11 protein-coding genes and 1 pseudogene are annotated in these 15,076 nt (G+C 44.5%); 9 read left to right on the top strand and 3 right to left on the bottom strand.

The window, feature by feature from the left end; translation table 11 throughout:
- Positions 1–260: pseudogene (locus KDK13_RS13385) on the top strand (reverse transcriptase domain-containing protein); the annotation flags it as partial.
- An 84-nt stretch (positions 261–344) separates the two neighbouring features.
- Positions 345–533, top strand: coding sequence for a hypothetical protein (locus tag KDK13_RS13380; protein ID WP_257285473.1), 189 nt, complete (start codon positions 345–347; stop codon positions 531–533).
- 331 nt (positions 534–864) lie between these two features.
- Here the strand turns inward: KDK13_RS13380 and KDK13_RS13375 are convergent, their stop codons facing one another.
- Positions 865–1,656, bottom strand: a complete 792-nt coding sequence (locus tag KDK13_RS13375; RefSeq protein ID WP_257285472.1) for a WYL domain-containing protein — start codon at positions 1,654–1,656, stop codon at positions 865–867.
- An 81-nt stretch (positions 1,657–1,737) separates the two neighbouring features.
- On the opposite strand from KDK13_RS13375, the gene KDK13_RS13370 reads away from it, so the two are divergent.
- From KDK13_RS13370 to KDK13_RS13355, 4 genes are read left to right on the top strand one after another with little or no spacing between them, the layout of a single operon-like run.
- Complete coding sequence (locus tag KDK13_RS13370) at positions 1,738–3,228, top strand: Wadjet anti-phage system protein JetA family protein (protein WP_257285471.1); 1,491 nt, start codon at positions 1,738–1,740, stop codon at positions 3,226–3,228.
- Positions 3,218–3,853: a DUF4194 domain-containing protein gene (locus tag KDK13_RS13365; RefSeq protein ID WP_257285470.1), complete on the top strand. Its 636-nt coding sequence runs from the start codon at positions 3,218–3,220 to the stop codon at positions 3,851–3,853. The genes KDK13_RS13370 and KDK13_RS13365 overlap by 11 nt, the downstream gene beginning before the upstream one ends.
- Positions 3,850–7,272: an SbcC/MukB-like Walker B domain-containing protein gene (locus KDK13_RS13360; RefSeq protein WP_257285469.1), complete on the top strand. Its 3,423-nt coding sequence runs from the start codon at positions 3,850–3,852 to the stop codon at positions 7,270–7,272. The genes KDK13_RS13365 and KDK13_RS13360 overlap by 4 nt, the downstream gene beginning before the upstream one ends.
- Positions 7,272–8,507 carry a DUF2220 domain-containing protein gene (locus tag KDK13_RS13355; protein ID WP_257285468.1) on the top strand — a complete coding sequence of 412 codons (1,236 nt, stop codon included), beginning with the start codon at positions 7,272–7,274 and terminating at the stop codon, positions 8,505–8,507. The genes KDK13_RS13360 and KDK13_RS13355 overlap by 1 nt, the downstream gene beginning before the upstream one ends.
- Positions 8,508–8,709: 202 nt before the next feature.
- On the opposite strand, the gene KDK13_RS13350 is transcribed toward KDK13_RS13355, so the two are convergent.
- Entirely contained in the window at positions 8,710–8,925 is a 216-nt protein-coding gene (locus tag KDK13_RS13350) for a helix-turn-helix domain-containing protein (RefSeq protein ID WP_257285467.1), read from the bottom strand.
- Positions 8,926–9,047: 122 nt separating this feature from the next.
- On the opposite strand from KDK13_RS13350, the gene KDK13_RS13345 reads away from it, so the two are divergent.
- From KDK13_RS13345 to KDK13_RS13335, 3 genes are all read left to right on the top strand, one after another.
- A complete protein-coding gene (locus KDK13_RS13345; protein ID WP_257285466.1) occupies positions 9,048–9,398 on the top strand; it encodes a hypothetical protein in 351 nt (116 codons plus the stop codon).
- An 861-nt stretch (positions 9,399–10,259) separates the two neighbouring features.
- Entirely contained in the window at positions 10,260–13,484 is a 3,225-nt protein-coding gene (locus KDK13_RS13340) for a hypothetical protein (RefSeq protein WP_257285465.1), read from the top strand.
- Positions 13,485–13,512: 28 nt separating this feature from the next.
- Positions 13,513–14,088, top strand: coding sequence for a 5-formyltetrahydrofolate cyclo-ligase (locus KDK13_RS13335; protein ID WP_257285464.1), 576 nt, complete (start codon positions 13,513–13,515; stop codon positions 14,086–14,088).
- 88 nt (positions 14,089–14,176) lie between these two features.
- Here KDK13_RS13335 and KDK13_RS13330 read toward each other — a convergent pair whose 3' ends face one another.
- Positions 14,177–14,974 (bottom strand): hypothetical protein, encoded by a 798-nt coding sequence (locus tag KDK13_RS13330; protein ID WP_257285463.1) that lies wholly within the window; start codon positions 14,972–14,974, stop codon positions 14,177–14,179.
- Between the last annotated feature and the right edge of the window lie 102 nt (positions 14,975–15,076).

Raw genomic sequence — 15,076 nt, 5'->3', positions numbered from 1 at the left:
CCTGCTGGGTGTTGGACGTGGATATACAAAAGTATTTCGATACGATTGACCACGGACATCTAAGACAGTTTCTAGACAGACGAGTGGCCGATGGTGTAGTAAGAAAACTGATCGATAAATGGCTGAAGGCAGGTATTCTTCAGTCCGGAGAGCTTGTCTACCCGACGCAGGGAACACCACAGGGCCGAGTAATAGCACCACCAACAATAGAGCAAAACTGCATCTACACTTCTCCACTCATATTGAGCGCGTCCGTTTAAAAGGTGCTTACAAAGGAGGTTTTCATGGAGCCCCACTTCAGGTAACTCCGCACCCTGTTCCGAACGGCGTAGGGACGAAGTGTAATGAGCAAGAGCCGCCAGCCCTCCCGAAAACCGCTGCAGGTGACGATCATGTTTGAACAAGACCGTTTTGCTGATGAGTATTTAGCCAAAGCCTACGAAAAGGTAGTTCCGCGAGTAAGCCGAAAGACGACGGTAAAAACAGGTGGCAAATCATCGTCTACTTCCGCTACAGAAAGGAATGCTTCATGAATATTGTTTCTGTTGCACTCTCTTCCCCCTGCATGATCTGAGAATAAATGACGTACCGTATAGGATCTTCAATATCCTTTATCCGCCTCTTTAACTCTTCCGGAGACAGTTCATCAAGATCTTCGGATACTTCTTCTTGTGACATTTTGAACCTCGGTAGAAGCCATAAATTTTTTGGTCAGCCTGATTGCCTGTGTGAGACAATTTCCCTGCCTTCTCAGAATATGTATGGTTTACTTATGCTAGCCCCATCCCATAGTAGTCCGCACGCAGGTATAAACATGTTGATATTGAAAAGCAAAAGTTGAGTAGGCATAAATTAATCTTTTAGCTACTCAGTTCGATAAAGATACACTTGATATTCAGGGGGTATCTGTGTCTCTGGATCTTCTGCAGCCTCTAGCTCTCTTAGTACATATCGAACTAGTGCACGACGAGTAGTAACACGTCTGCCAGTGGCTCCTTTGAATAGTTCATCCCGAATCAGTTGTACTTGTTCAGGTGTCAAAAGTGGATGTGGGCGTAGCTCAAGTTGAACTTTTTCTTCCCATTCGATATCAATAGAAGGTGATGCGTCACTGGATGTTGATTCTGCCTTCCAAATTCGAGCCAGATTGAAATCACGGTACTCTTCTGACTTTTCATCAAATGCCCTCACATGCCAGCGCCTGCCTGCAAATACAAAGGAATGTGGGTGGATTATGCGTTCAGCACCACCTGGATGGCTCATTGAACGATAGAGAATCTTTACTGCTGACTGAGTGCTTACAGCTTTACGTATCTCACGAAAGATTGGAGGAGGAATAATCGTGAAATCTTGGCGGATGTCTTCAATGAGAACATTATCAAACTCCGTTCCCGCTGACTTGAAATAACTCTCAACACTTAGATTAGTAACCTCAGGGGTAAAACGAGCGGTTGGAACATACCTTCCTCGACCCTGTCCCTTCTGCTTCTGTGTATTGCGTGGGTATGCTTCTCGGTAAGACGCCAGAATCCTCGAAGCTTGTACACTGGAAATGCCAAACTTCTCTCTGATCTGTTGATTAGTGATCTGACCTTCGTATGCCAGCAACAATTCAATAAATTTAAACTGCTGTAGTGTGCGAGTGTCTTCTGACATGATTTCCTATTGAAATGAAATTAACATTGGTGTTAATTTAGCATCAATGTTAATTTCGAGTCTATGCAAATCTGGTGATCTATGAGTGGGGGAGCTGACAATCTTTTTGATCGAGTGCCTGAGCATATTTTCCGGCCTCTAGGAGTATATGAGCACGCAAAGCGTAACTGGTCTCTCTTGGGTCACTTGTATCATGATTTTTTTGCTCCTGAAGCCGAGTCGCCGGAGGGTGAAGGGTGGTCTCAGAAGCATGTTGTGGCCTCTATTGAACGTTTTCTTCTGCGTTGGGATGACAATAACGATCCTGATCCTGTAGAAAAAATGTCGTCACTTAATGCTCGTGCTCATAGTGCTCTATCAAGCTTTTTGGAGAGTGGTTGGCTGAGTATTGATCGTATTGGTTTTACTCAATTTGTCATCATGCGTCCAACAGTTCAAAGTTTGTTTGAACTGCTTAAAAATTTTGCAGAACAAGGTCCTGAGTTTATCAGTGGTCGGGTTCAATCAATCAGGAATAACCTGCTGCAGGTTCAAGCTGACCCGAAAGCAAATGCTGCTGTTTTTCAAGTTGCTGCAAAGGAGTGTTCTGCGCTTCTGCGTATGTTGAATACAACGCGAATGCGGGTACGGGAAGCCAGTGATCACTTGCGTCACCAAGAATCAACTAATCTTTTTTTGGAAAAATTCTTTGGGGATTATATTTCCAGCTTGTATATCGGTGATTACTCTGACCTGTTTTCTCGCAACCATCCACTCGCTTCTCGATGGGATATCGTTGATCTTGCATCTCGTATAACTGAAGATCCTGATAGTCGAACCCACTTACGGCATTGGTATCGAAAGAACCTAAGGTGTCGCTCTGATGAAGAGGCTGATCATTTACTTGATAACGATGTGGACCGAGTTTTGGCGCTTCGTGAAGTTGATCGACTATTAACACGGCTGAAGGATGCTGTAACCCGTGCAAATGATCAGGCGCTGGGCTATCTCGAATATAAGGTGCGCTCCCAAGGTAATTTTGATGTTCAGGTCGATCAGGTAATCAATGCCATTCTCCGCACTGCCGAGTCACGGGGCAATGATCAGGATCTGGAATTGAGTGTTGGGTGGCCAAGAGGACGTTTATTGAGTGAAGATTCTCTAAGAATGCCTGTGATAAAGGCTCGAAAACGTAAAGGGGCTGTTATTAAGAAGCGAGAGCTGACGCCGGAGGCAAAGGCTCGGCGATTGGTCCGCCAGATAATGAAAGGCAATCGTGAAGTATCAGAAGCTCGAATCATTCAGTACATCGACCGGCATGTGGTTCCTGGTGAGGTATTAGAAAGTGGTGCTATGAAAGTAGAGTCGGTTAATGATCTTTGCATTCTAGCAGCTTTCACTCGGCTTGGGTTGGTGGCAGAGCGAATGTTTCGAAATAGTAGGGCTGGTATTGTGCGGCCAAAACTTTACAGAGAGCTTGATAAACATATTGAAATTGAGCTTACAGGTGAGCGCTTTGAGAATGAATATCTTGAGGCACCTGCTGTGAGAGTTCGTCGACGACAGATTGAGAGTAGAGAAAATGCCAGCTAATTGGAAGCGTATTGCAGAGCAAAATGAGTTATATACGGTTCGGGATTTTCAGAAGGCTGCTCATCGCTTGATGATGGAGCAAGTGCTTTATCAGGCAAACCCAAGGCAAAGGGCCGATTATGATTTAATTACCGCTTATGAGGGCGCTTTTGCTGAAGCATTTGATTTATTTGGTTGTAAGCTTGATCTCAATACTCATGAACGTTACGTCGCAGCCATACCAACCATTACAGAAACTAGCAAAATTACTCTGACACAGACCCTGTTGGCCTTGGTGCTAAGAAAATTATACGACCACCATATGAATCGAGGCATGCTCAAGATGGGGGTGGCGGGAGTCAGTTTACCCGAGCTGGAGACAGCTTTTCAGGAATCAACTGGGCGTGATCTGCCAATGAAACCCCAGTCAGAGCTAACAGATTTGTTAGGTGCAATGAAACGGTGGGGAATTGCTCGTTTGGTAAAAATGGAAAATATCGACGAAGTCTCATGGTTTGTGGAAATTCTTCCAGGCATTCAAAGCATCATCAAAGAACAATCGCTTGCTATGTTAAAGGCTCACGCAGAGTCATTGTATGAACCTGATGAAGTGGCTGCACAAAAACAGGAGGAGCCAATATCGTGAAACAGCTCAAACGCATTTCATTGGTTCAGTTTTATCTTCATGAAGCAGTCGATATTGAGATTGATGGTGCTACTGCTTTTCTAGGGCCAAATGGTTCTGGAAAATCCTCAACGCTTGATGCTATCCAGATTGCTATGCTTGGGGGAAATCAGCAGTATGTGAGATTTAACACACAGTCGGTTTCGAGCAAGCAGCGGCGTACTCTGGCAGGTTACTGCCTTGGAATGCTGCGTAACCCAGATAAAGAGAGCGAGATTGTTGGTCGAGCTAGGGATGAAGCTCGAACCTATATAGTTTTAGTCTTTGGAGATGAAACAGAAAAGGGGAGTATTTCAGCAGGATTATGTATCGAAGCAGACGCTGAAACTGCTGAACATGAAATTAAAGGACTGTTCATTCTTCCTGGTCAGGAGCTAAAGGCTGCTGATTGTATTGCCTATGAGGGCAATGACCAGTACCCGATAGCATTCCCAGATTTTAAGGAGAATGCGCGTATAAATGCCAAGAAAGTAGGTCGATCGGCCATTTTTACGGATAAGTCCAGCGAATATATATACGAGCTGCTATATGCACTTAATGGCGAGCGGATGCCCGATGCTCGCCGGTTCATGTCATCATTTGTGAAATCAATGACACTGAAGAATGTTGACTCAATTGATCAATTCGTCCGCGACTATGTTATTGAGCCAAATCCGGTTGATATTGGAATATTTCGAAAACAGGTCGAACAGTTCGTCAGGCTGCGGGATCTTATTGTAAAAACGAAAGCCCGAGTATCCAAACTGGAAGGAATTCTTGCAGACTTTGGTCGAGCCCAGCAGGCAGAAAGACGCATTGCAACACTGGAATCTATTCAGGCTGTATTCCATGTTGAATGGCTAGGTGAGCAAATTGATGAACTGGAAAGTAAAATCGATACGTTACGAGATCAGAAAAAAATAGCGGAGGAAAAGGCATCAGACGCGAAGGCAAAGCGTGATCTCAAAAGCCAAGAAATTACTAATCTCAATGTCTCCATCCAATCTGATCACAATGAACAGTCCCGTGTAAACTTGGAAAGTCAGATTGCTTCATATGAAGAGGTAATCACAGCGTACCAGCAACCAGCATTGACTAAATCCAATCGTATTATTAATGCGTTGAGAGAGCTGTTGGATGATCAGTATTTTTCCGATGTGCGAACCTCAATGATGGCGGCTATTGATAAGCTTGTTGATGCCAGAGGGGCTGAGAACTCAGGTAGTGCTGTGGTTGATGCTCTGGTTATGCTGGAATCAGAGCTATCTGTGATCATGAAAACGTCGCAAAATAGCCTGAATACAATTCACACGAAGCAGAGTAAATGGACTGAAGAACGAGAATCCATCCGACGACGTATATCTGCAGCCAGTCAAACTGGCCGACTCATGAGTGATAGTGCGACTTTGTTATTAGAGATTCTTAATAAATCAGGAATACAGGCTCAGCCGCTATCTGCTCTGGTCAATATTGTCGATTCAAGTTGGGCTCCAGCATTGGAATCCTATTTGGGTGGTGACCGTGATGCAATGGTTATTACTGATGGAAACACACTTGAGGCAGTGAGACTCCTACGAGAAGCCAAGCGACAAGGTATGAAAGTCAGTGGTGCCGCTATCATTCAGCCTAATCATCTGCGAAATATTGATACTCAGGAAAAAAGTACAGAGTTTGCATTAGGGGTTTTTGCCTCCAACAACGATACTGCGCGACGTTTTATCTGGCAGAAATTTGGAAACATGCGCTTGGTTGAAACCGAGCTTGAACTTGAAACTCATGCCAGAGCGATTACTCGGGATGGAATGTTGAGCCAAGGGGGGTTAACCAAATCAATTCACGTCACTCCCGTTAGTGATCTTCGTATAGGTAAAGATGTTGAGGATACATCACAATTGTCACGATACTCTGCTGAACTGAAGGGAAAGCTGGAAAGGCTCGAGAGACAGCGTTCAGCAGTTGATAGACTTGACAAAGCTCTTCCTCACACAAGTTCCGATGATGAGCAAGAGGTAGCTGAAAAGTTGGCTGGCGCGAGGACAGTGATTGCAACTGCTAAAAAGCAATTATCTGAATTGAATGTGTCCCATCTTGATGATTATCGATCTCAACTCCAACAGGCTCAGGAGCTTTACGATGAGTTAGATATTCAGCATTCGCAGAACAGTCAATTGGTAGCAGGTTTCGCTCAACAGATAGAGCAACATCAGACAGACAAGGGTAAGCTAGAGCTAAAGCTTCCAGAAATTGCTGAAGAGGAAAAAGTCGCAGCGGCAAATCCGTTGGTTGATAATGAGCTGGCTGACACCCTGAAGGATGAAATTGAACGTGCTGAAGACAGCTATGGTCTTCGAATCAGTCAGGTAGATAATAAGCTAAAGCACAGCCGTGGCCGTTTAGAGAACTCCTCCCAGACTGCTTCCATTGAGCTGTCGAAATACATTCAAGAGCAGAGCCTTGATGTTCAGATTTCCGCTATGGATTGGCATGATCGTTTACTCTGGAGCACTGAGGAAAAAAGAAAGCTTACAGATACAGAACTTCATCAATATGAACAGGAAGCAGAGCAAGCTCGGCAAGCTTCTGAAGAAACACTCCGTTCTGACATTGCTATGTCTTTGCATGATCGGTTCAGAGAGATGGATTTAGAGCGTAAAGAGCGCAACAAGATCCTTGATTCTTGCCCTGCTTTTACTGGAGGGGAGAGATATAAGTTCACATCTTCAGTCGTGCCTCAATATGAGTCGTTAGTGAGATACATTCAGCAAATTGCCCAGAATGAAAATAATTTCTCTTTGTTCTCCGAAGACCCTGATGAAATCAATGAGACACTTCGTAACCTTGTTGAAGCGGCAGCTGAGTCGGGTAATGCAGGGGGAGTTCTGGACTACCGGCAATTTTTTACTTTTGACCTCGATATCCTGGTTGACGGGAAACGCGTTGATAAAATGAGTAGCCGACAGGGAGCTGGTTCCAATGGTGAGCATATCGCTCCAATGTATGTTGCTGCCGGTGCTGCCCTTGCGAAGGCATATCGCCTTCATGGCAATAAGGGCAAACAAGGCGGTATGGGACTTATTTGCCTTGATGAGGCGTTCCATGGGATGGACACCATAAATGCAATGGCTACGGCACGATTTCTTCAGAATATCGGCCTTCAGCTCATCATGGCAGGACCAGAGCTCGAACGTACGAAACTGGCTCCAGTAACACAGACCATTTATGATCTGGATAGAGAGGGATTGGATCTGCAGATGGAGTGTACAAAATTTAAGTCTGCAGGCAACAAGTTGATGGTGAGTGACATGCCCAATGAGAATCCAGAAGTCATGAAGGATGCATTTCAACAGCTTGGTTTTGAGCCTCCAGTAGAACAGATTCCGGCCAGCCAGGTAGCATCATAATGCAATTCATTGGTTCGCTCGCATGTGACAAGACAGTTAGGCGTTTGATAAAGAAAGCTGCAAATCGTTTTTTTGCCGATGGTGATTTACCGTCAATGGAGAAGCAAAATTGTGTCAGCCTACCTGCGACGAAGGCGAGTATGCAGGAATACTATCAGCTGGAGCGATTTGCTGATCGAGAAGAGTTTCATGCTCGCCTGCAAACCTACTTAAATGCTGATGCTGTTGAAGTGGAATGGGACTCTGGAGCTGGAGATAGAGGACAGCTTAAAAGAATCATACTTATCAATCCTCAGTCAGCAGCAGATATCCTCAGTGAAGAGCTGCCATGGGTGATGGCTGAAAAAGCGATTCAAGACTTAAAAGATGTTGTGAAGGAAGGACTTCCTCCTATTGACCATATTATTGAAGCATGGAGAAAGGGTAAGTCTTCAGGTGGTATACCTGCTGAGCGAGGACATCAATTTGTCGACAGTTTGCGGGTAATTGATGCGGCACAACAATTAGTCAAAGAAGGAAGGGATGTTCTGCTCAGAAGGTTAAGTGCAACACTATTTGATGATACTAAACGCATTGAAGCATTATCACGCCAGATATCTTTCATTCTCGGGGAACAAAATGAATTAGAAGAGGATGACGTGTTCTCACGACTTGGGCTGGTTAAACACCCACAGCCTATGCTCTTGAGCGGCTCATCTATCAACAGTGTTCAGTTACAAGACATGTTAATCCCGCTGGCTTACCCATATCTTGGTTTTAGGCCTGATACTGTATATGGGCTTCAAAATACTGATGCTTCTATTCGGCGTATACTGACCATAGAAAATTTGGCAAGCTTCAATGAGGCAGCAGAAGATAGGTCTAGGCCGAGTGATCTTCTGTTAGTGTATGTCGCTGGAAATCCAACCCCTTCTTTACTGGCCGCATACAACCGTATTTTGCAATCTATAAAGCCATCAATAGTTATGCACTGGGGGGACATTGATTTAGGAGGGTTCAGGATTGCAGCCCGCCTTGCAGATAGTGTCAGAAAGGTCGGTCATCAATTGAAGCTTTGGCAAATGAATCCTTTGCAAGTAGCTCCTGAGAAAGAGGTGGAAACGGACACAAAGAAAATTGAGGAAATTTTGAAGATTTGTCAGAGATACGGTTGGAATGAAGAATTTGAAGGTGTATCCCTGCATTCAGCCTTTCAAGAACAAGAGTTTCTGGCATGGGTGCCTCCTAGAGCTTAAAAGATCGACAAATAGGCAAAGTGGACTCCAAGCCAGAAGGGCTAAAGCCATGTAAAGGGCTCAGTTGTAGACTCGGGAAATGCCTGAGAACCTGAGTCCTTTGTTGCAGGAATTTCTTCTAGTATTGAGGGCTTGGTTGGTGACATGGAGGTAGACGTGTCTTCCCCCTTGAAGACAGAAGATGACTAGCTATGGCCAGTTATCAGTACTCCCAATCGAAGAAATCTCTCAGTTTTATGCCTAATGCTTTGGCCAGCTTATCCATACTGCCCAGGGTAATGTTCTTCTCTCCCCGTTCAATATCTCCAATATAGGTGCGGTTTAAACCTGCCTGATGAGCAAGCTCTTCCTGGGTCAGGCATTGCTCCTGTCGTAGATCACGCAGACGATTTCCAAATGCTTTCTGGACTTTTGGCAAGCTCAGTATCCTTCTTAAGAAACAGAAAAATACTGATTGGCGATGCGGGGTATTAACTACCGTCTATAATAGGAATTTTGTAATTATGATCAGCCGAGCGTTAAATAAATAAAGGTGATCTCATGGCTAGGAAAACCACAACAAAAGCATTCAGAGAAAAAGCGGTAGCTCAGGTCTTGTCGGGAAAAACCGAAGAGCAGGTTGCTATCGAGTTAGGCGTGGAGATTGCCAAGGTTCGCAGTTGGTATAGAAATGCAACTAAAGATGGGGTCACTGTCACTCTTGGAATCTTTGACCATCCTTTGCAAGAACAGATTGCTCCAAAAGAAGACAGAGCCAGTGTGAAAGGTGTTGAAGAAAAGTTGAAGAAGCTTGAATTTGAGAATAGATGTCTCCGAGAGCTGGTTTCTCTCAATACCCAGTGGATTTCAAGGTATATGGCCATGCAGTCAGATGTCACGGCTGGAGCTTGAGTCAGATTTGAAGCATTTTCAATTACGTTCAAGTTGTCCACATAGTCATTTGATAGCTTATTGTTATGAGGTAAGTATAATTATCGGAGAGCTTTTTCTGTTAAGTATTGAGATTTTTTATGTCAAAATTTTACAAAATACATAACAAATTAAGTGTATTTGTCATTGTAAGCCAATGATATCGGGTTAATGGCCATTCTCAGGTGTCCTTAAAATACTTAGGTCACATATTTTAAAGAGTCTTCTATAAACCCTCTGTTTGTGAGGGTTTTTTATTTCTGGCGTGTATAGACATATCCTGACAGCTTGCGCCAATTTCTGCTGTCTTGGTATTGCATGATGTCGTAAACGTTGTTCGCTGTAATCACTTTGGATATTGTTAAACGGCAAAGCGGGGCTAAAGGCATCCCTGAATTTAGGGTATTCTCTCCTTTAAGATTGAAGTGAGAAGAACTTTTTTTAATCTGATTGGTCAACCTTTATGAAGCTCCATGCTTCTCAATTGATTTAAATTAAATTGAATTAAATTAAAGGTATCCTCATGAATTCTGTGGGTAGTAGTCAACCTTCGTCAACTCAATCGGTTGCTGGAAATAAAGAGTTAACAAATCAAGTTTCAGATAGTAGATATCAATGATTGGGGGGGGGGTGGAGGTGTTGCTGGTGGTGACTGCACTATCTCATAGAGTCGATCAGCACCTGTGATCTTTTTAACAATGTCGGCTTTTCAACAGATACCTCACTCATGAAATACTGGCATTAGAGGGAGATGGATCTGCCTCGTTCCCACTGTCCTCCGTGGAACTGCACATTGCACCCAAAGCAGTTGTCGATTTCCCATTAAAGACAGGAAGAGAAACGATGGATCAAGTAGCTAATCACAGCCAAAATTCCTCTACTGACAGTGTCAAACTCGTTGTGACAGAAAAGGCCCCGGCAAATGGCAATGCCTCCGGGAGAACCGTCAGCCCTGTCAGCGGTCAGTCATTGGGAGTCAATCCCACACCACATCCCACAACACATCCTGCAACAGGGCAAAAAAAACAAAAAGAGACCGGAATTTCCTCCAGAGCCATTGCTTTAGATGTTGATACCTGCGCAGCCACCAAGCGCAAGCCAAAATTTAAAAAACCTGAAACTATTCAGGGGACGAACACGGCTATCTTCAACGACAAACAAGTCAAACTGATTCAAGGTCTCCTGAATGGTAAAACAGATAGGCTCAAAGTCGATGCCTTTATCGATATTATCGATTTTCTTGGTGATCACTCAGAAGTAAAACTGCCTAAAGGTTATGCCAGGTCACCAACCCTTTTGTCAGGAATAATAAGAAATTATCTTTGGGAGGTTTTCGAAAGGCAGACAGGTGGTAAACTGATGACGGTATTATCCGCAACACCGGAAAGGGAAAAACAGCTATTTCTGGTCGATGCCAGGGCAACAGGCTCCGTATGTGGCTACCTCGGCCTGCCTGAAGCGTTAAGGGGTGATATTGATTTTCTGACTGAATACTCAAGTCTGTATGGTATTCCCCATGATACACCAGCGAAACTGGCAGTGCCGGTGTATGAACGGCTGGATATCGGAGCCAAAATAAAGTCCATCAATGTTCTGCCGGACAACTTTAAGGATGATGCTTTTTATGATGAGCTGATCCGTTCAGGAAGAGTGCCGGTTAAAGATCTGCCACTGGAGACCCAAAAGAAAAACGAAGCATACTGCTTTGCGCAATTATCCGATGGCCTGTGCAGATTATCGGATTTTCCGGATCAGTTGATAACAAAAAAAACGATTTTAGCTTCACTCTATGATGAAAATTTGCATAATAATTTCATTCATATTATCGAAGATGATCATAAATATAAGCTGCTGACCAGTGATCCTGATTTTTTTGAAGAAGTACTTCTCAAAACAAATTTATCAGCGTTGGAATTGAGAATAAGCCACAACGGTTCACACATCTACCCGTTGTCTGATGTCTATAAATGTTGTATGGAAAATTGCCAGTCTGACAGGGGAAAACTGGCTTTGTTGTTAAAAAAACTGGTAAAGGCTAATCCTTTTTTTGTTATATCCATTGAAGATTCCGATGATGTGTTGATGCAGGAATTGATTGAAACAGGAAAAAATTCATTATTGGAAATATTAACCAGAAGACCTGAACTAATACAATATTTTCGTGCGAGCATCCTTTTTCTTTTCTTCAATACAGTTAATGCGGATGATGATTTTAAAAACCACGTCATGGATATTGTTTATCCGTATTTTCCTGTCGAATATTCGGAATATTTTCCGGAAGAAATATTGCATAAGCAAGATGCTATAGTCCTGGAATCTGAACCGTCTTATGCTGGAGAACATCATATTGTTGTTAGAAAATTACGCCCTGGCAAAGCTGGTCTCATAATAGACTACATTGAACGATTTCCACTCTTTTTGCGCCGTTTTAACAACAAAGCGTATCTGGAGAAGTGTTGCACTGACCCAACGATCCGGCAAAGACTTATCCAAGTGCTGGCCTGCAGGATTATTGCCAACAAGCGCCAGCTCATGACCGAGTGGGTAACCTGTGTGCCCCGACAAATCATTGATGAAACGCTGGCTTATCTCAATAATCCGGACCTTTTCTTGAAACTGGATGTTTCTGGCACGTTGACAAAACCGGTGAATCCTCTCTACTTTCAACGACCAAATCCTTCAGCACTCCCATTGACGGTGGCTGCCCATGCAACGGGCTTTCATCCCGCGGATATAGCTTCCAATCGACAGTTACAGTCTGAATTTGCCCGCGCCAGTAAAATAAAATTTCAACCGTTTTATCCTGGTCAACAGCAACATACATTGTCGCTATTTAAAGGAAAAGGATCAGTCGTCGGTGGTCGTACACTGGCAGTAGGCAATGGCAAGAGAGTTGATTACTATAAATTCCAGCGGCTTGGAGAGTCCGTAGCCACCCTGGCGCAAGAAGGCATTATGCATCAATTTATCGCCAGGGCACTCAATAACCGCTTTAAAAGCGAACTACCCCGTTTTGGTCAGTACCTCATCATATTGGCAAAGGATCTTCCCGGGAGTGTCCGAGGCTTTACTGACCGCTTGCAAATGATCACGATGAATGGTGAAAGAGCCTTTCGGGTCTATCACTTCAAAGCGACAAAAAACTACGGTAAATACGCCCATACTCCGGATGGAACCAGCACCCCATACGCGCTCCCTGAGCGAGGCTTGTTGAACGCCATTCACGACATTGGCGTACTGAATGGCTCCGTTGGCGTGATGCCCACGTCAACGATCCCGGTATTCCATGATACCGGACGTCGCTGGGTGTTCCTTAGCCCATTGTTGGGTAACTCCGAATATTTTGCCTTCCCGTTACCCGGAACATTTGAAAACTGGATGAATGCCATTGAACGCCCTGATTTTGGTTGGGATGGTTTACGGGATTGGGGTGATGTTGAGTTCTATGGTTCCATGAGCAGTGGTCTCTCTGCCAGAGACTCAAAAACGTCGGGTTATACTCCAGAGGTTATGCAGCGGTTAAGTTTTGCCAATGCCATCTGCGAAAACCTGCTGGCAGCCGTGTTGTTAAGATCACGTTTGCGCCGCGACTCCCCGGATTATCATTATCAAAATCAACAGGCCGTGGAAGCGACAGAAGATTTTATTGAACAACTGCTGAACGAATATCTGTCAGGCCTGTCAGCCAGGGAAAAAGAATGGCCGCCCAGGCCAAGACTGCAGGAATTTATGGGGCTTGACCAGGAGACATATCATTCATGGTTGAAGCGCACAGCCCGGGAAATCCTTTACTGGACTGCCGTTCAACCTTATGAGGCCGCAGACCATTGTGCATGGGCAACTGTTGTTGAATGTTACTCAGAACACATAAATAATACTGGAAACCTGGATACCACACTGTATCCCGTTTTGCGTCCCTTCGACTTACATAGGAAATTCCCCTATGACTTCGCTAGTATCAATGGCCAGCTCAATTTGGGAGCGGATAGCGCTGTCTTTCCTCTGGTCGCCCTGGTTAAGGGGTTTACCTTGTTAGCCGCCAAAATTCTTGCCATATCAAACAATTAAAACAGACACGCCGAGGTATACACGTTTTATGTCTTGTTCCCGTTCTGAGTTAAGGACCACCCTTCGCCAACGCCGGCGGGCATTGAGCGCTGACCAGCAGGTCAGCGCTGGTGAAATGCTTTGTGATATTCTCAGTGCGCGGACTGAGCTTACGGATAGTCAGCATGTTGCTATTTATATAGCCAATGATGGCGAGATAAATCCGGAAGCTCTTCGTGATTTTCTCTGGAATGCGGGTAAGCAATGTTATCTGCCGGTGATTGGGGACAGTAACAACCTGCTGTTTATTGAATACCTGCCCGACACGCCTCTGGTTTTGAATCGTTTTGGAATTCCCGAGCCTTCTTTGCAGTCGGCAAGACTGATTTCTCCGGAAAAGCTTGATGTTGTCTTTGTACCTTTAACCGGTTTTGATGAAGCCGGTAGAAGGCTTGGCATGGGAGGAGGGTTCTATGACCGGACATTTGCTTTTACCAGAACTGTAAAAAAGCCAATGCTTATCGGCCTTGCCCATGAGTGCCAGAAAGTTGAATCGATTCCTGTGGATAACTGGGATATAGCCATGTCTGGCATTGCAACGGACAGTTGCTATTACTCGGTATAAATACTGCTGACTGCAAAAGGCCACCCTGTTTGGCTAAGAGGGTGGCATTGATTGAATAATATTGTCGATAATTCAGATTACCGGGTTGTTAATAGCTTTCACAAGCTTCTCCCGGAATTCGCATAAGGGCAGGCTTGCCATAGGCAGATGTCAGTGCAGTGATTGTTGATACTTTTGAGTCAGTTCCAGAATTAGTCAGGCAGAAAGATACATCATCGCCCTTGATGACAGAGGCCTGGGCTTTTCCATAGCTGTACAATGTGCATGAGCTTTTCTGAACATTGATCGTCGATGTTTGTCGTCCATCAGAAACGGTGACGAACAAGTCAATTGGGTTTTCTGTGATATAGGCGCTTCCAGCCGTTGTCCAGCCGCTCATTTGCTTGACTAATAACAGGTTGGTAATGCCTCTGTTTTTCGGGACATAAAGGTTATCACCAATGTGCTCGAACTGTGAATCGTTCTGTATTGATCCCTGATTGACCAGGACGCTGTCAATGTAATAGCCATCCTCAGTTGTCAGTGACATCATGCCACAGACATAGTCATTTGCTACAGGCAACAGCCTTAATAACTGACTCATGAAAACGCTGTGGGCAACACGGTTTGACATTATGTTGGTAGAGGTGAGGTCATAAACCTTTTGCGGGATGTATGACAGCACTTTTGCAAAAGGGCTGTTCGGGGCATGGTTTCCAGATCCCAGAATAACCGTAGCATGAGCAGCAAGCTCAAGCAGAGAGAAAGCACCGCTACCAATAGTTGACAAAGAATTCCCGCTTGAACGCCCATTCTCAACCCCGGCGCTGGCATCGGAAGGAACTCCCCATGATGACGACGTGATTGATAAAAGTAAGACGATGGATAAACACTTTCCTCTAAACATGCTAACCCCTTATCCGGATGGCTGTTTTAATTAAGCAAATATGGTTCTCTCTAAATAAAGATCAGAACCGAACGGTTGGACAGTAAGCAGTCCTTATTATTC

It is taken from the genome of Endozoicomonas sp. SESOKO1 (assembly GCF_024606265.1).
Lineage (GTDB): Bacteria > Pseudomonadota > Gammaproteobacteria > Pseudomonadales > Endozoicomonadaceae > Endozoicomonas.
Note: the sequence above shows the minus strand (reverse complement) of the source record. Positions and strands in the feature narration are given on the sequence as shown.

Bases quoted from the DNA above. Each gene is read 5' to 3' on its own strand.
- KDK13_RS13380 (WP_257285473.1), top strand. From the start codon at position 345: ATGAGCAAGAGCCGCCAGCCCTCCCGAAAACCGCTGCAGGTGACGATC.
- KDK13_RS13375 (WP_257285472.1), bottom strand. From the start codon at position 1,656: ATGTCAGAAGACACTCGCACACTACAGCAGTTTAAATTTATTGAATTG.
- KDK13_RS13370 (WP_257285471.1), top strand. From the start codon at position 1,738: ATGAGTGGGGGAGCTGACAATCTTTTTGATCGAGTGCCTGAGCATATT.
- KDK13_RS13365 (WP_257285470.1), top strand. From the start codon at position 3,218: ATGCCAGCTAATTGGAAGCGTATTGCAGAGCAAAATGAGTTATATACG.
- KDK13_RS13355 (WP_257285468.1), top strand. From the start codon at position 7,272: ATGCAATTCATTGGTTCGCTCGCATGTGACAAGACAGTTAGGCGTTTG.
- KDK13_RS13345 (WP_257285466.1), top strand. From the start codon at position 9,048: ATGGCTAGGAAAACCACAACAAAAGCATTCAGAGAAAAAGCGGTAGCT.
- KDK13_RS13340 (WP_257285465.1), top strand. From the start codon at position 10,260: ATGGATCAAGTAGCTAATCACAGCCAAAATTCCTCTACTGACAGTGTC.
- KDK13_RS13335 (WP_257285464.1), top strand. From the start codon at position 13,513: ATGTCTTGTTCCCGTTCTGAGTTAAGGACCACCCTTCGCCAACGCCGG.
- KDK13_RS13330 (WP_257285463.1), bottom strand. From the start codon at position 14,974: ATGTTTAGAGGAAAGTGTTTATCCATCGTCTTACTTTTATCAATCACG.